This window comes from Embleya sp. NBC_00896, assembly GCF_045207785.1.
In the GTDB taxonomy this organism is placed as follows: domain Bacteria; phylum Actinomycetota; class Actinomycetes; order Streptomycetales; family Streptomycetaceae; genus Embleya.
Genome location: NZ_CP108776.1, coordinates 4,597,842 through 4,613,255, shown reverse-complemented (window position 1 = coordinate 4,613,255; position 15,414 = coordinate 4,597,842). Strand labels below are relative to the sequence as shown.

General features: G+C 68.5%; 12 protein-coding genes. 6 read left to right on the top strand and 6 right to left on the bottom strand.

What is annotated here, in order from left to right; all coding sequences use genetic code 11:
- The first annotated feature begins 257 nt into the window (after positions 1 to 257).
- Both OG928_RS21040 and OG928_RS21035 read left to right on the top strand, forming a co-directional pair.
- On the top strand, positions 258 to 2,627 hold the full coding sequence (locus tag OG928_RS21040) for a hypothetical protein (protein ID WP_406286044.1): 2,370 nt from the start codon (positions 258 to 260) through the stop codon (positions 2,625 to 2,627).
- Between the two features lie 350 nt (positions 2,628 to 2,977).
- On the top strand, positions 2,978 to 4,105 hold the full coding sequence (locus OG928_RS21035) for a hypothetical protein (RefSeq protein WP_406286042.1): 1,128 nt from the start codon (positions 2,978 to 2,980) through the stop codon (positions 4,103 to 4,105).
- Positions 4,106 to 4,436: 331 nt separating this feature from the next.
- Here OG928_RS21035 and OG928_RS21030 read toward each other — a convergent pair whose 3' ends face one another.
- Positions 4,437 to 4,964 carry a hypothetical protein gene (locus tag OG928_RS21030; protein WP_406286039.1) on the bottom strand — a complete coding sequence of 176 codons (528 nt, stop codon included), beginning with the start codon at positions 4,962 to 4,964 and terminating at the stop codon, positions 4,437 to 4,439.
- Between the two features lie 278 nt (positions 4,965 to 5,242).
- On the opposite strand from OG928_RS21030, the gene OG928_RS21025 reads away from it, so the two are divergent.
- Positions 5,243 to 5,689 (top strand): hypothetical protein, encoded by a 447-nt coding sequence (locus tag OG928_RS21025; protein ID WP_406286038.1) that lies wholly within the window; start codon positions 5,243 to 5,245, stop codon positions 5,687 to 5,689.
- 179 nt (positions 5,690 to 5,868) lie between these two features.
- Here OG928_RS21025 and OG928_RS21020 read toward each other — a convergent pair whose 3' ends face one another.
- Entirely contained in the window at positions 5,869 to 6,417 is a 549-nt protein-coding gene (locus OG928_RS21020) for a hypothetical protein (protein WP_406286036.1), read from the bottom strand.
- 607 nt (positions 6,418 to 7,024) lie between these two features.
- Between OG928_RS21020 and OG928_RS21015 the strand changes: the two genes are divergently transcribed.
- Both OG928_RS21015 and OG928_RS21010 read left to right on the top strand, forming a co-directional pair.
- Positions 7,025 to 8,707, top strand: a complete 1,683-nt coding sequence (locus OG928_RS21015) for a hypothetical protein (protein WP_406286034.1) — start codon at positions 7,025 to 7,027, stop codon at positions 8,705 to 8,707.
- 358 nt (positions 8,708 to 9,065) lie between these two features.
- Positions 9,066 to 10,661 (top strand): hypothetical protein, encoded by a 1,596-nt coding sequence (locus OG928_RS21010; protein WP_406286032.1) that lies wholly within the window; start codon positions 9,066 to 9,068, stop codon positions 10,659 to 10,661.
- Between the two features lie 91 nt (positions 10,662 to 10,752).
- Here the strand turns inward: OG928_RS21010 and gltX are convergent, their stop codons facing one another.
- The 3 genes from gltX to OG928_RS20995 form a co-directional block, all read right to left on the bottom strand.
- A complete protein-coding gene (gene gltX, locus OG928_RS21005; protein WP_406291104.1) occupies positions 10,753 to 12,120 on the bottom strand; it encodes a glutamate--tRNA ligase in 1,368 nt (455 codons plus the stop codon).
- Between the two features lie 154 nt (positions 12,121 to 12,274).
- Positions 12,275 to 12,646 carry an ATP-binding protein gene (locus tag OG928_RS21000; RefSeq protein ID WP_406286030.1) on the bottom strand — a complete coding sequence of 124 codons (372 nt, stop codon included), beginning with the start codon at positions 12,644 to 12,646 and terminating at the stop codon, positions 12,275 to 12,277.
- Positions 12,647 to 12,828: 182 nt separating this feature from the next.
- Positions 12,829 to 13,170, bottom strand: coding sequence for an STAS domain-containing protein (locus tag OG928_RS20995; protein ID WP_237535536.1), 342 nt, complete (start codon positions 13,168 to 13,170; stop codon positions 12,829 to 12,831).
- 180 nt (positions 13,171 to 13,350) lie between these two features.
- On the opposite strand from OG928_RS20995, the gene OG928_RS20990 reads away from it, so the two are divergent.
- Positions 13,351 to 14,253, top strand: coding sequence for an RNA polymerase sigma factor SigF (locus OG928_RS20990; RefSeq protein WP_406286028.1), 903 nt, complete (start codon positions 13,351 to 13,353; stop codon positions 14,251 to 14,253).
- 106 nt (positions 14,254 to 14,359) lie between these two features.
- Here OG928_RS20990 and OG928_RS20985 read toward each other — a convergent pair whose 3' ends face one another.
- Complete coding sequence (locus tag OG928_RS20985) at positions 14,360 to 15,328, bottom strand: HpcH/HpaI aldolase/citrate lyase family protein (RefSeq protein WP_406286026.1); 969 nt, start codon at positions 15,326 to 15,328, stop codon at positions 14,360 to 14,362.
- Between the last annotated feature and the right edge of the window lie 86 nt (positions 15,329 to 15,414).

Below are 15,414 nucleotides of genomic sequence, written 5' to 3'. Positions count from 1 at the left end.
TCCGCTGTTGACTTCGCAAACGCCCCCGGGCTGAATGGGAGGCGCTGTTTTCTGGAACAGGTTTCATCAGCAGGAACGACCGGGTGACAACGGCGGGGTCGGGTATCACCCCGCCTACGTCGAATCGGCGCACGGCACCGAATCGACCGCCCCGCGCCGCGCGGGTCACCGACGGCGGCGGACCGGTCCCGGTGTGGTGTTCGACTGCCCGCTCCCCCGGCGGGCCAGGCAGGCATCCCGAGGAGGGACAGCACCACATGCTCAGACCAAGAACCAGGGAAAGCACTGGGTCCGGATTCCGCAACAAACGCATCGCCGGCGTGCTCGGTACCGCCCTCGTGGCCGGTGCCCTGGGCGTGGGCGCGGGGGCACAGTCCGCGAGTGCGGCCGCTGTGACGTACAACGTGCACTGTGTACCGCCGAGCATCGGTGGCGGTCCGTTCGACTTCGACGCCCAGGTCGACCTCTCGGTCGAGCCGGCCAAGGCGAAGTACAACGTGGGCGACGAGGTCACCGTCACCTGGACCTGGAAGGACGCGGCGAAGAACCCGTCCTCGGTGACCGTGAACGCCGACGCGGTCAAGCCTCGGGGCAAGGTCCTCGTCTCCGGCGCGCAGGGCGGCGAGATCGCCATGGAGGGTCCGCAGAAGAACGCGCAGACTCCCGGCGGTGAGAAGCTGTGGCTGTCGAACATGACCGGCAAGCTGAAGATCGCCAAACCGGGTGAGCTCAACCTCTCCCCCGGCGGCTATACGAGCACCGCGAGCATGTTCGGCTCCTGGGACACGCCGTGCACCACCAACGGCACGCCCGGCGTGGGCGCGACGCTCAAGGTCGACGGCGCGATCAAGCCCGCGACGGTGGCCTTCGACCGAAACATCGCGCGTCCCGGCTCGAAGATCGACGTGACGGGCGAGAACTGGCCGACCAGCGCGAGCGGCGTCACCGTCGAGCTGTGCAACCAGGACGGCAGCGGCTGCGGACCGGAAAGGGCGTCGGGCTCCACCCTCACCGTCGACGCCTCCGGAAAGCTGCAGGGTTGGGTCCGGTTGTCCGCCGACCTGCCGAATGCCATCCACCAGGTCAGGATCAGCTCCGCCACGGCGTCGATCACGGTGCCGATCTCGGTCGACAAGAACGCGCTGCGGCACTCCGAGCCGGTTCGCTACAGCGTGCGCTACACGCCGGCGCCGGCCAACGGTCCGGACTTCGTCTGGGAACCCGAGGTCGCGCTCTCCGTCAGCCCCGTCAAGCCGTGGTACGAGATCGGCGACGAGGTCACGGTCGACTGGAAGTGGATCCAGTATCCGCGCAACCCCTCCAGTTGGGTCGTCGCGCTGCAGGACACGGTGACGCCCAACGGCACCGTGAAGCTGTCCGGCGCGCAGACCGGCACCGTCCAGGTCACCGGCCCCAAGGGGAACCCGGCCAGCCAGGGCGGCAAGGTGCTCCAGGTCGGCGACATGAAGGGCAGCTTCAAGATCACGAAGGCGGGCCGGATCGACCTGGCTCCCGCCGGATATGGCATGAAGGTCATCCACACGTCGTCGAGCGGTGTCCCCACCGGTGACCCGGCGCCGTCGCACTCGATCGCGGTGGGCGAGCCCGCCCAGGCGAACCTGATCGTGGATCAGAGCCTGCTCAAGCCGGGCGACGTGGTGCACCTGACCGGCGAGCACTGGCCCACCGGCCAGGGCAACCCGCAGGTCCAGCTCTGCCAGGAGGACGGTTCGGGCTGCACCGGCTCGGCGTTCACCGCGGGCAACGGCTCGGTGGCCCAGGGCGGCGCGCTCACCGCCCAGGCCACACTCGGCACGCACGTGACGCCGGGCAAGTACCAGGTGAAGGTCACCGTCGGCGTCACCTCGCTGTCGGCCCCCGTCACCGTGACGTCGGCGGTCGTCCTGCCGCGCGCGATCACGGCCACACCGGACAAGGGCCCCTCGGGGACGAAGGCGCACGTGACGGGGAAGAACTTCACCCCCGGCGCGGCCGTCGTCCTGGAGACCCTGGACGCCAACCTGGGCGCGACCGGTGACACGGTCGAGGTCGCGGCCGGCCCGGACGGTACGTTCGCCGTCGATCTGACGGTGACCAAGCCGGGCACGACGCAGATCCGGGCGTCCGAGAAGGGCGACCCGAACAAGATGGCGCTCGCCGCCTTCACCCTCGAGGGTGGCGGTGGTCCCGGTGAGGAACCGGGCACGTTGTCCATGACGCAGGCGGCGAACGGTGTCGTGCTCGCGGACGTCGCGTTCTCGAACCGGGACCAGGCGATGGCGGGTTCGCTCAACGCGGTCACCGTCACCGACGCCCGCAAGGGCACGCTCGGCTGGGAACTCACCGGCTCGGTCTCCGAGTTCAAGTCGGCCGAGGGTGGCTCGCTGCCCGCGTCCGCGCTGTCGTGGACGCCCGGGTGCGTGGCTCGGGCGGACTCGGCCAGCCAGGTCGTGACGGGCTCGGCGGGCGCGGTCAACGGCGGTCTGCTGTGCAGCGCGGCGGCGTCCACGGACCCGGCGCACAAGACCGGTGGCGTGTTCACCGCGAACGCGGGCCTGTCGCTCGCGGTCCCGGCGTACCAGGCGGCCGGAACGTACACGGGAACGCTGACGCTGACCATCTCCTGACGGCGCGTCAGCCCCGCGCGGGGCGCCCTCCATCACCTTCCGAGGTGGCGGGGGGCGCCCCGTTCGCGTTCCCGGACCCCGTTCGCGGGACACATCCGGATCACGGGTGGAACTCGTTCCACCTGCTCCAGACGACACGTGTCACCGCAGGTCAGCGCCCTGCCGAGGCCCTACCCGCCGGTCACTTCGGCTTTTCGAGGCTCTTGACTTCGTCGGACGAAGGCGCATCAATGTGACCCGCCCCACTTCTGTAACACGTTCCACTTAGTACACGCGTATCCGCCCCCATGCCCCGGCGCGGCGCCAACTCCCGCCATCGGCAAGGAACGCAGGAAAGGGAGCACCACCTCATGAAGCAGCGCACCATGCGCCTCGCCGCCGGACTCGGCGTCGGCACCCTGGCGATCACCGGATTCCTCGCCACCGCGCCTGTCGCACTGGCCGGCACCACGACGCCGACCGTCACGTGTTCGCTGCCGCTCGGCCAGGGCGAGAAGACCGGGCCGATGTCGGTAACCGTGGACGGCCCGACCACCGCCAAGCCCGGCGAGACGATCGACCTCAAGATCACCCTGGGCGCGAGCCCGGCCACCAGCCCGGCGGCGCTCAACGGCATCAAGATGACGCCGTCGATCGACTTCGCCCTGTCCGGCGGAGCCACCGGCTCGGTCACCCTCACCGGCGCCGAGACCACCATCGACATCCCGGCCAACACGCCGATCCAGAGCCCGCCGTTCAACGTCAAGCTGCAGATCCCGGCGACCGCGACCGGCACCGTCGATCTGACCCCGACCAAGACCACCACCGCGACGGTGACGCCGTACGGCAACTTCACCACGCCGTGCGCGGTCACCGGCGGCTCCGGCGTCGCGCAGAGCATCGCCGTGCAGAGCACCCCGGAGACCGCGACGCTGAGCGCGTCCCCGGGCACCGTGGAGGCCGGGAAGGAGACGACGCTCGCCGGCACCAACTGGACCAAGGGCGGCACCGCCACGCCGTCCCTGTGCGCCGCGGACGGCACCGCGTGCAACGCCGCGGGCATCTCCGCGAACAGCCTGCGGATCGGCGCGGACGGTGTGCTCTCCGGCGGCGTGACGGTCGCCCCCGGCACCGCGGACGGCTCGTACAGCGTCCAGGTCACCGACGGCACTCGCACCGCGTCGACGCCGCTGACGGTCAAGAAGGCCGACGTCCCGGTGGTCCAGCGCAAGGTGACGCTGAGCAAGAGCACCGTCCGCCCGTGGACGTTCGTGAAGGTAACGGGTGAGAACTTCACCCCGAACACGCTGATCGCCCTCGCCGGTGTGGAAGGCGCGAACCCGACGTTCAACTTCGGCCTCGCGTGGACCGACCGGAACGGCAAGTTCAGCTCGTGGATCCTGGTCACGAGCAAGAAGACCACCGGCATCACGGCGGTCGAGATCGACACGAGCTTCAAGTTCGACAAGCTCGGCATGGCCGGCATCACGGTGAAGTAGCCGGTTTCGCGCCACCCGCACACGCGTCGGCCCCGGTACCCGCATTCGGGTACCGGGGCCGACCTGCGTCCGTCCCGGACGGCAGCCGGGTCGGAGGGCGAAGTCCGCTCCCCCTGCGTTCCGGCCGCCGGCGCGGTGGATGTCGTTGCCGGCACCGGGGATCGGGTTCCGGAAGCGGAACGACCGGTTCGGGGCGCGATCGACGCGCGTCGTGGTCGGCACTGTCCGGTCATGCGGAACGCCTGCCCCGGCAGCCCAGGGGCCGCCGGAACAGGCGTGTGACACCCGTGTCTTCCGCGGGTCCGGCCCTCTGGCCGAGGACCGGGTCCGGTCAGAAGGTGAAAGTGGTTCCTGCGGCCTGGCTGCCCACACACCGGATGTCGGCCGCGGTGCCCGCGAACGACGCCTGGATGCGCACCGACCAGTTCGTGGCGCTGGGCGCGCCCGAGGTGCTCACGAGCGTGGCCGACGTACCCGACGCGATCCGCGAGGCGGCGGGGACCGGGCCGAGAGTGATCGGGTTCGGAGGGTTCATCGGCGGGTTGATCGTCCCGCTGAAGGTGATCCCACCGGTGAACTTGATGGTGGTGGTGAGCGAGTTGGGCGGGATCGTGAGCGGCGCCGGGATCGACGACGTGAGCTTCATCTTCTGCGGGTTGGGCGAGCCCGGGTCGCTGGACGACAGGGTGCCCGCGCCGTTGGTGGCGTAGGTGATCCCGCTGTTGATGTCGACACACGTCAGGGTGACCGCGCGGTTCTCGGGCGGAAGGGCGGAGGCGGTACCCGCGAGGGCCATCGTGGCCGCGAAGGCACCCGCCGTGCAGGCGATGCCGACCGTGGCGATCTTGGAACGAGACATGAGAGGTAGTGCTCCTTTCACGGCTTTCCGAATGAAGACACGCTTGCCCGAGTACCCGAAGCAGGCAAGACGCTGGTACCGCCGGCGGTATCTCGGCATCGACAAGAACGACAGGAACGACGATGCGAGCGTTACCGCAGAGGATCCGCATTGCTCCGAGTTCGGTTCCCTCCGGCAAGGGAGAGTGAAGCGGGAGGACGAAAAGAAGTCAATGCCTAATGTCCACCTTTGCAATGCCAAGTGATCTTCGAGTACCTTCCAACCATATTGACCGAGACATGACGCTCAATGTCAATGATCATCAAATGCATAACTTCGATCATGGTGACACGCGTCACTATATAGGCGCGATCACTTACGGTGATTCCACTCGATGGAATGCCCACTTAAAACAAATGACGCCGACCCCGGGGCGGCACCCGGGCCGTTCGGTCCGACGTAATCGGATCATGAAATCGGCAACGCCGGCCGCGGCCCAAGTCGAGGCCGAGACCACGTCGATGCCGTCCCGTGGACCCGATCCCGCCACCGCCCGCGCGCCGGCCGCCGACGACACCACCCACCCGATCTCGCCGGATCGACCCACGCAATTGCAGATCACGCCGCACGTCGCCATCGAAGCCCGTACCTGCGAATATCGATCGGCCGAGACCACGGAGCGCCGGCGCGACCTGGGGACCGGAAGCGAATCGTGGTTTATCGAATTCCATCCAAGTGACACGTGACACCGGATTAAAACGGTTTCCGGCATTCCCTCCCGGCCCGCCCGAAGGCACAACGGGCGCCCGGAGGAAACGAGAAAACGCCCACCCGGACGGCACGATCGCCGTCCGGGCAGGCATTGACGCAGCAACCTCTCGTACGCACATCCTCGGCGCGGCCGGCACACCCGGCCGAGCGGCGACTAGAAGCCGAAGTCGCCCGAGGCCGGGTCCTGCTTGCCGGCGCAGTAGATGTCGACCGACGAGCCCGAGATGGTCGTGTTGATCTTCATCGACCAGTTCGTGGCGCTGGGCGCGGCGGCCGAGGTGTCCTGAAGACGCACGGTGGTGCCCGCCGCCAGGCGCGCCGTCGCCGGGATCGCCCCGAGGGTGATCGGGTTGCCGACGTTCATCGGCGGGTTGACCGTCCCGACGAAGTCGCGGATCGTGCCCGCTCCGGCGCCGGTCTGGACGGTGCGGATGGTGGTGGCGAGCGAGTTGGCCGGAATGGCGACCGGCGCCACCATCGGCGACGCGAGCTTCATCTTCTGCGGGTTCGCGCCCCCCGGGTCACTCGACGTCAGGGTGCCGGCGCCACCTGTGACCCACGTCGTGCCGGTGCTGTCCTTGCAGGTCAGGGTCACGCCGCGGGAATCGGGAACCGCATGCGCGGTGCCGGACAGGGCCATCGTCGCGGCGAACGCCGCCGCCGCGCATGCGATGCCGGTGGTGGCCAGCTTGGAACGAGACATGGTGGAGCTCCTTGTCGACGCTTTCCGGATACCTGGTGGTGGCGCACGTTCTCCCTGGCCTGCACGCCGCAGGCGAAAACGGTGGAGCTACCGGCGGGCATCCCGACGTACAGCCGCATTGCACGGCTGTGGAATCGGGATCCGGGTCGGGGCGCTTCGCCCCACGCTTCGGGGCCCCTCCGGCACAGCCATGAGTGAAACTGTGCAACCGGAAGAAGTCAATACGGTTTTGTAGATGAATTCACTGGGCAACAACCAGCATTCGAAGGCCCCGACCTATTGACACGGTCAACTTCGGAAAGGGCCCCCATCGAGGGTTTATCAAGAATGATCATGGTGACACGTGACACCAAGATGATCACCAATTACGCATTGCTTCCTGGGCCCTTGTTCGCTAGATCTTCGGAAGACCAGCACCACCGTCGGAGTTCGCCTTCCCCGTCGCTTTTCGCGCTTCTCGGTCATCGCTCCAGACGCCCGTACAAGACGGACGACGACGGCGGCGATCGGCGAATCGTCGTCCTTCGGGCGCAGCCGGGGTGAGCCGGATCTCCGCACCACGCGTCACTCGGCACGTCCCCACCCGGCTAGGAGAATCGTGTCCCGAATGCGAAGAATCGCTCCACGCAGACTGATCGCCATCGCCGCGGTCGCCGCCGTCTCCGGCACCGGCGCGCTCGTCGCGATCGCCCCCTCGGCGCAGGCCGCCACGGTCGACTACGCGACGCACTGCACCAACCCGTACTCGTCGCCGCCCGACGGCAACGTCAAGATCGACCTGGTCGTGACACCCGCCAAGAGCACCTATCAGGTGAACGACGTGGTCACGGTCGAGTGGCAGTGGAAGCTCTACCCGAAGGCGCCGCCCACCATCCCGGTGGTCGGCGAGATCGCCAAGGACTCCACGTATCCCGTCGGTACGGTGAAGTTGACGGGCGCGCAGACCGGCAACTTCGCGATCCAGGGCCCGAAGATCAACCCGCGCACCCTGCCGGGCGAGGACCTCATCCTGAGCAACCCGGTCGGCACCTTCACGCTGACCCAGGCGGGCCAGGTCAACCTGACGCCCGACATCTACTCGACGTGGACCACGGCGGTCGGCCAGAACGTCGAGACCAAGTGCTCGCCGATCAACCCGATCGCGGTCTCACGCACCCTCACCGTGGAAGGCCCTTCCCAGGGCCAGCCCACGGTGACCGCGACGCCCGGTGAGTTCAACGCGGGCAGCACGGTCGCGCTGTCCGGCGCGAACTGGGCGGCCGGTACGCCCACCGTCTCGCTGTGCGACAGCAACGGCGCCTCGTGCGACCCGAGCAAGATCGCGGCCAACAGCCTCGTGGTGACCAACGGCGCGCTCTCGGGCAGCGTCAACACCCTGGCGACCGTGCCCGGTGGCAACTACAAGCTGCGCGTCGGCGTCGGTGCGGGCGAGGCGTTCGCCCCGGTCAAGATCAACGCGGTCGCCCGGCAGATCTCGCTGAGCCCCAATCGCGGGCCCGTGGGTACCGGCGTCACCGTGACCGGCAAGAACTTCAACCCGAACATCTACATCCTGGCCTACGGCCGGGACGCGGCCGGGAATCTGCTGGACGACACCCTGGCCTATGCCGAGTCGGCCGCCGACGGCTCCGTCGTGATTCCGGACTTCGTCGCGAGCATGGACTCGATCACCTCGATCATCCTGATGGAGGGCACCGACGAGACGACGATGGTGAGCGCTCCGTTCACCATCGGCGCGGCCCTGCCGGCCACGCTCTCCGCGTCTCCCACCACCACCCACGCCGGTGGTTCGGTGGCCGTGACGGGCAACAACTGGACCCCGAACGGCACCGCGACCGCGTCCCTGTGCGCGGCCGACGGCTCCGCCTGCAGCACGGCTCGGATCACCTCGGGTCCGATCCACATCGGTGCGGACGGCGCGCTGGCCGGCAACGTGACGATCGCCGGCAACGTGGGCGAGGGCACGTACAAGCTCAAGCTCAGCGACGGCAGCAACTCCGCCCTCGCCGCGGTCACCGTGCAGCGCCGCTGGCTGGAGCTGAACAAGACCTCGGGCAGCCCGTGCACGTTCGTCCTGGTCACCGGCCACGGCTACGGCTCGCTCGCGTGGGTCAACGTCAACGGTCTCGCCGGCGGCTCCAAGACCAGCGACTGGGCCGGCGCGTGGGCAAACGCCAACGGTGACTTCAGCATCTGGATCCTGATCACCAAGACGAACACGACCGGGATCGTCGCGTCGGAGACCTTCCACCCCGACCGTCAGGCCTCGACCCCGTTCACCACGACCTGACCCCGAATAGAGCAGCATGCGCCGAGGCCGCCGTCCGACCGGACGGCGGCCTCGGCCGCGCGTGCAAACGGAATATGCGATTCCAATCTTCGGGTATCGAGGAAAGTCGATCTTGTTGACACGTGACACTTCGATTCCCGCGAAACAGTTATTGACTTTGTCAGCGATTACCGGATGAATACGGTGTCGGACCATCTATTGCCGATCACCGCCACACCCCGCACATTCCGGACGGGAGTCCGACCGGCCTCGCCATCGCCGGCGACCAACGCCGCAGGTCTTTCTCGTCGAGTGTCGAAGTTCAGCTCCACAGTGGCGGTAGGCATATTCCACCCCGGCGAGGAGAATAGTGTCCCGAATGCGAAGAATCGCTCCACGTAGAAGCACCGCGCTGGTCGGCGCGCTGGCAATGGCCGGTACCGCCGGTCTGATCGCGTTCGCACCGTCCGCCTCCGCGGCCTCGGTCGACTACCGCGCGCACTGCACGAACCCGTACCTGGCGGATATCGCGGACGGCGACGTGAAGATGGACATCCAGGTCACGCCCGCGAAGCCGACCTACACCGTCGGCGACCAGGTCACGGTGACCTGGCACTGGCTCAAGAACGGCATCGTGCCGATCAACACTCCCTTCGGCATGCACGTCAAGAAGGACAAGGCGCTGCCCAAGGGCGAGGTGCTGCTGACCGGCGCGCTGAACGCCTCGGTGCCGGTCGAGGGCCCTCGGCTGAACCCGGACGCCGCCCCCGGTGAGGAGCTCAAGCTCTCGGACATGACGGCGAACATCACGCTGACCAAGCCCGGTGACCTCAACCTCGCCCCCGGAAACTACACGTCGTACGTCGACGCCGGACTCGGCAGCGATGTCGCGACCGCGTGCTCGCCGGTGACGCCCGTCGCCCCCGGCAGCACCATCAAGGTCGAAGGCTCCAGCACCGCCGACCCGACCGTCACCGCGACCCCCGGCGAGGTCAACGCCGGTGGCCAGGTCACCCTGGCCGGCGACAACTGGCCCGCCGGTGGCCTGGTCCCGGAGCTGTGCGCCGCCGACGGCACGGCGTGCGACCCCGCCAAGATCTCGGCGAACACCCTCACCGTCGCCGACGGCAAGCTCACGGGCAACGTCACCATCGGCGTGCTGGTCGCCGGCGGCGACTACAAGGTGAAGGTCAAGGGCAGCGGCGTCGAGGCCATCAGCGGCGTGGTCAAGGTCAAGGCGACCCAGCGCCAGATCGCACTGAGCGTCGACAACGGTCCGGTCGGCACCCCGGTCGTCATCACGGGTTCGGGCTGGACTCCGGGCAACTACGTCCTGGCGTACGGCATGTCCGGCGACTACCAGGAAGACGACGTCACCGCCTACACCCAGGCCGGCGCCGACGGCTCCTTCACCATCTCCGACTTCGTGGTGAGCAAGGACTCCATCACGTCGATCAAGGTCAGCGAGGGCACGGACGACACCGCCGTCCAAAAGCCCTTCCGCGTGACCGTCCCCGGCAGCAACCTGTCGCAGACCGTGGAAGGCAAGGTCGTCGCAGGCGGCCTGACCATCTCGCAGGAAGCCGGCGCGATCAAGCTGTCGGACATCACGCTCAACGGCCAGGCGCAGAACATGACCGGCGCGCTGAACACCGTGACCGTGAAGGACTTCCGCAGCGGCAACACCGGTTGGACCCTGACCGGCGCGGTCTCGGACTTCACGAACGGCACCGGCGGCAAGATCACCGCCGACAAGTTCACCTGGACCCCGAAGGTCACCGCCGGCGCCGGCTCGCCCAGCGTCCCGGTGGCCGGTAGCGCCGGCCCGATCGGCGGCGGCGCCACCCTGGCATCCGCTCCGGCGGCCGCCGTCACCGGTGGCACCTTCGCCGCCGACGCGGACCTGTCGCTCGCCGTTCCGGCGTACCAGGCGGTCGGCACCTACAACGCCACGCTGACGCTCTCCATCAGCTGACGCAGCCCGAGCACACCGGAGCCGCCCCCGCGACGACAATCGCGGGGGCGGCTCCCGTTGTACGCCCGGCCACCCGCCCCGTGACGTCTCGTCAGGCCGCCGCGAGCTTCTCCAGCGCCGCGTCGACCCGGGCCAGCACCCGCTCGCGGCCGAGCACCTGAAGCGACTCGAACAGCGGCAGGCCGATCGTGCGCCCCGTCACCGCGACCCGCACCGGGGCCTGCGACTTGGACAGCTTGAGCCCGTGTACGGCGCCCGCGGCCTCGACCGCGGCCTTGAGCGCGTCCACGTTCCACTCGGCCTTCGCGAGCTCCTCGCGCGCGCTGGTCAGGATGTCCGCGGCGCCGGGCTTCATCGCCTTGGCCCACGCCGCCTCGTCCTCGGCGGGCGTGTCCAGGAACAGGAAGTCCACGTACATCGGGACCTCGTCGAGCACCGTGATCCGGGTCTGCACGAGCGGCGCCACCTCGGCGAACACCGCCGGGTCGAACGCGTCCTTCGCCCACGGCGCCTTCGGCCCGAGCACCCACGGCTCGCAGGCCCGCACGAAGGCGTCGGCGTCGAGCGCGCGGATGTAGTCGGCGTTGAACGACGCCAGCTTCTTGACGTCGAAGAAGGCCGACGACTTGTTCACGTCGCGCAGGTCGAAGAGCTGCTCCAGCTCCGCGTACGGCCGGATCTCGATGTCGTCCTTGGGGCCCCAGCCGAGCAGGAACAGATAGTTCACCAGCGCCTCGGGCAGGTAGCCCTCGTCGAGGTAGGACTCCAGGGCCACCTTGTCGCGGCGCTTGGACAGCTTCTGCCGCTTCTCGTTCACGATCACCGGCAGGTGTGCCCACTGCGGCGGGGTCGCGCCGAGCGCCTCCCACAGGAGCTGCTGCTTGGCGGCGTTGGACAGGTGCTCCTCGCCGCGGATGACGATGGTGATCCGCTGGTCGACGTCGTCGACCACGTTCGCCAGCAGGAACACCGCCGAGCCGTTGCCGCGGGCCACCACGAAGTCCTCGAGGGACGCGTTCGGGAACTCGGTGTCGCCGCGCACCAGATCGGCCACGACCGTGGCGCCCTCGTCCGGCGTCCGGAACCGCAGTGCGCGCCCCTCGCCCGCCGCCAGGCCCCGATCCCGGCAGAAGCCGTCGTAGCCCAGGTGCTTGGAGCCGGTCCGGACCTCCAGGTCCTCGCGCGTGCAGTCGCAGTAGTACGCGCGGCCCGCCTCGAACAGCCGGACCGCCGACTCGCGGTGCAGGGTCGCGTTCTGCGACTGGAAGTAGGGGCCCTCGAAGGCCGGGGCGGACGCGTTGATCCCGATCGCGGCGAGCGCGCTGATGATGCCGTCGGTCCACTCGGGCCGGTTCCGCGCCTCGTCGGTGTCCTCGACCCGCAGCACGAACGTGCCGCCCGCCTTGTGCGCGACGGCCCAGTTGTACAGCGCGGAGCGTGCGCCACCGACGTGGAACATGCCGGTGGGAGAGGGAGCGAAACGAACACGAACCGAAGAGGCAGACATGCCCCAAGGGTATCCGCCGCGCGGACCGCGCTCGGCCGACCCGGGCGGACCCGACCGAACGTCGACCGGAACCGACGCCGGGTCGGTTCGCCGCCCGGCGGTCGGGTCAGCGCACGGCCTCGGGGACCGGCATATCGACCCATACCGTCTTGCCGTCGCCCTTGTGCACGACCACTCCCCAGTCCAGCGTCAGGCGCCGGATGATGTGAAGTCCGTGGCCGCCGGGCCGCGTTCCCGAATGCGGCGCCCGCGCCAGCGGAGGTTCCTCGCTGCGGTCGTCGACCTCGATCCGGATCAGGTCCGTCGTGCGGACGACGCGCAGTTCCACCGGACCCCCCGCGTGCAGGCACGCGTTGGTCACCAGCTCGACCGCGACGAGCAACACGTCGTCGGACGTCAGGATCACCTGTTCGTCGTCGGAGCCCGACCACCCGTACGCGTGGAGCGTGTTGCGGATGAACGTCCTCGACCGTGCCACCGCCCCCGTCGTGCCGTCGAACGGCAACCTCCGCACCTGACGAAGCGGTGGGGTCGAGAAACAGGCGCCCCCGTCGCCGGGCGCCTGCGATCGCATGGCGCACATCTACTGGCTCACCTCGCTCACGCTGCTACGCGGTGATAGTTGCCCGCATCCCGCTGGAGGACACCAGAAGTCACGAGCTACTCTCCGACCGCCTCTGCCAGGGTCTCGTGGAACGTGAACCCCTGTACCGCACCGGTGATCTCGAATACCCGCGCAACAGCAGGTTGAACGCCCACGAGGTGGACTGCTCCCCCTGCGGCCTGCGCGCGCAGACGGGCGGCGAGGAAGGCGTTCAGCCCGGTCGAATCGCAGAAATCGAGCTCGGAGCAGTCGATCACCAGGCGCGTGCTGCCCTGCTCGACACACTCGAAGAGGCGGTCCCGAACCGCTGCGGCACTGTCCACGTCGATCTCACCGGCGACCGTAACGATCGCAGAGGTGCCATTGGTGCTCACGGACACCGTCAAGCCGCCCTGCATTCCAGCCTCCTGCTGCCCTTTACCACCGAGTATTCCGGCCCGGGCACACGATAGACGACCTTCCCCGTGCGGTGGGGCTCACCGGCCCGATACAAGTTTTTCGAGGCGATGGCGTTTGCTCTCGCCCATCCGGGTTAGGCGCTGAGGGGAGACCTCAAAACGGCGTCACGAGGGGGAGGCATGGCAGTACAGCTCGAAGCCGAGATGCAGGTCCGGGAGTCGCAGCGGCCGCCGGAAACGAACACAGGGGCGGAAGAGCTGGATCTGTACGGACTCACGCACGAGTTCGACGAGACCGAAATCGGTGCGATGGGCGCCACCGACGCGCGCGCGCTCTCGAAGACGTTGTTCCAACGGCTGAAGCGGCTCGAAGAGGGCACGCACGAGTACCAATACGTCCGCAATACCCTCATCGAGCTCAACCTGCCCCTCGTCCGTTTCGCCGCCGGGCGCTTTCGCACCCGCAGCGAGCCCCTGGAGGACATCGTCCAGGTCGGCACGATCGGGCTGATCAAGGCGATCGACCGGTTCGACACCGAGCGCGAGGTCGAGTTCCCGACCTTCGCGATGCCGACCATTCTCGGCGAGATCAAGCGGTTCTTCCGGGACACCACGTGGTCGGTCCGGGTGCCGCGCCGCCTACAGGAGTTGCGCCTTCGGCTCGCGAAGGCGAGCGACGAACTGGGCCAAAAACTCGACCGCGCGCCCACGGTCGCCGAGCTCGCGGCCTTCCTGGAGGTTTCCCGGGAGGAGATCGTCGAGGGCATGATCGCCTCGAACGGCTACAGCGCGTCCTCGCTCGACGCCCCCGGCGGCGGCGCCGGCAACGAGGACGCCGCGGCCCCCATGGACCGGCTGGGTTCGGACGACGACGCGATCGAGCTCGTCGAGAACCGCGAGTCGCTCAAGCCGCTGATCGCCGCGCTGCCGGCCCGCGAGAAGCACATCCTGATGCTGCGCTTCTTCGGCGGGAAGACCCAGGCCGAGATCGGCGAGCAGCTGGGCATCTCGCAGATGCACGTCTCCCGGCTGCTGTCGCGCACGTTGGGCAGGCTGCGCACCGGCCTGTTGACCGAGAGCTGACCGACGGGCCGCACGAGAGACCGTGTTCGAGGCGGGATACGAGGCACCGTGGGGCGGGAGCCGATCACCGATCGGGTCCCGCCCCACGCGTGTGTGCGATCGGCCGTCAGCCCTGCGGGGCCTCGAACTTCTGCGTCCGCTCCATGCCCGCCGCGCGGCCCTTGGCCGAGATGACGAGGGCCATCTTGCGCGAGGCCTCGTCGATCATCTCGTCGCCGAGCATCGCGGCGCCCTTCATGCCGCCCGCGGCGGAGGTGCACCAGTCGTACGCGTCGAGGATCATCTCGGCGTGGTCGTAGTCGGACTGGGTGGGCGAGTACAGCTCGTTCGCGGCCTCGATCTGGCCGGGGTGCAGCACCCACTTGCCGTCGAACCCGAGCGCGGCCGAGCGCCCGGCGACCCGACGGAACCCGTCGACCTCCTTGATCTGGAGGTAGGGGCCGTCGATCGCCTGCAGGTCGTTGGCCCGCGCGGCCATCAGGATGCGCATCAGGATGTAGTGGTACGCGTCACCGGTGTCGTAGCCCGGGGGCTGCTCGCCGACCACGAGCGACTTCATGTTGATCGACGCCATGAAGTCGGCCGGGCCGAAGATGATCGTCTCCACCCGCGGTGACGCGGCGGCGATCTCGTCCACGTTCACGAGCCCGCGGGCGTTCTCGATCTGCGCCTCGATGCCGATCCGACCGACCTCCAGGCCGACGGTCTTCTCGATCTGCGTCAGCAGCAGGTCGAGCGCCTTGACCTGGCCGGCGTCCTGGACCTTCGGCAGCATGATGGCGTCGAGGTTCGCTCCCGCGCCCTCCACGACGGTCACCACGTCCCGGTAGGTCCAGTGCGTGGTCCAGTCGTTGACCCGCACGACGCGGATCCGGTTTCCCCAGTCTCCGTTGTTCAACGCGTCGACGATGGTGTGACGCGCGCCTTCCTTCGCCAGCGGGGCACAGGCGTCCTCGAGGTCGAGGAACACCTGGTCGACCGGAAGCCCCTGCGCCTTCTCGATGAAGCGCGGGTTGCTGCCGGGGACGGCCATGCAGGAACGGCGGGAACGCAAGCTACGCGATGTGGCGGCCATGTGTCTGGTCCTCCCAGTGCTGCGGATCGTGCGGTCAGGTTACCGACGGGTCACCCCGACGCGGCTATGAGGTGGCGCACTTTCGA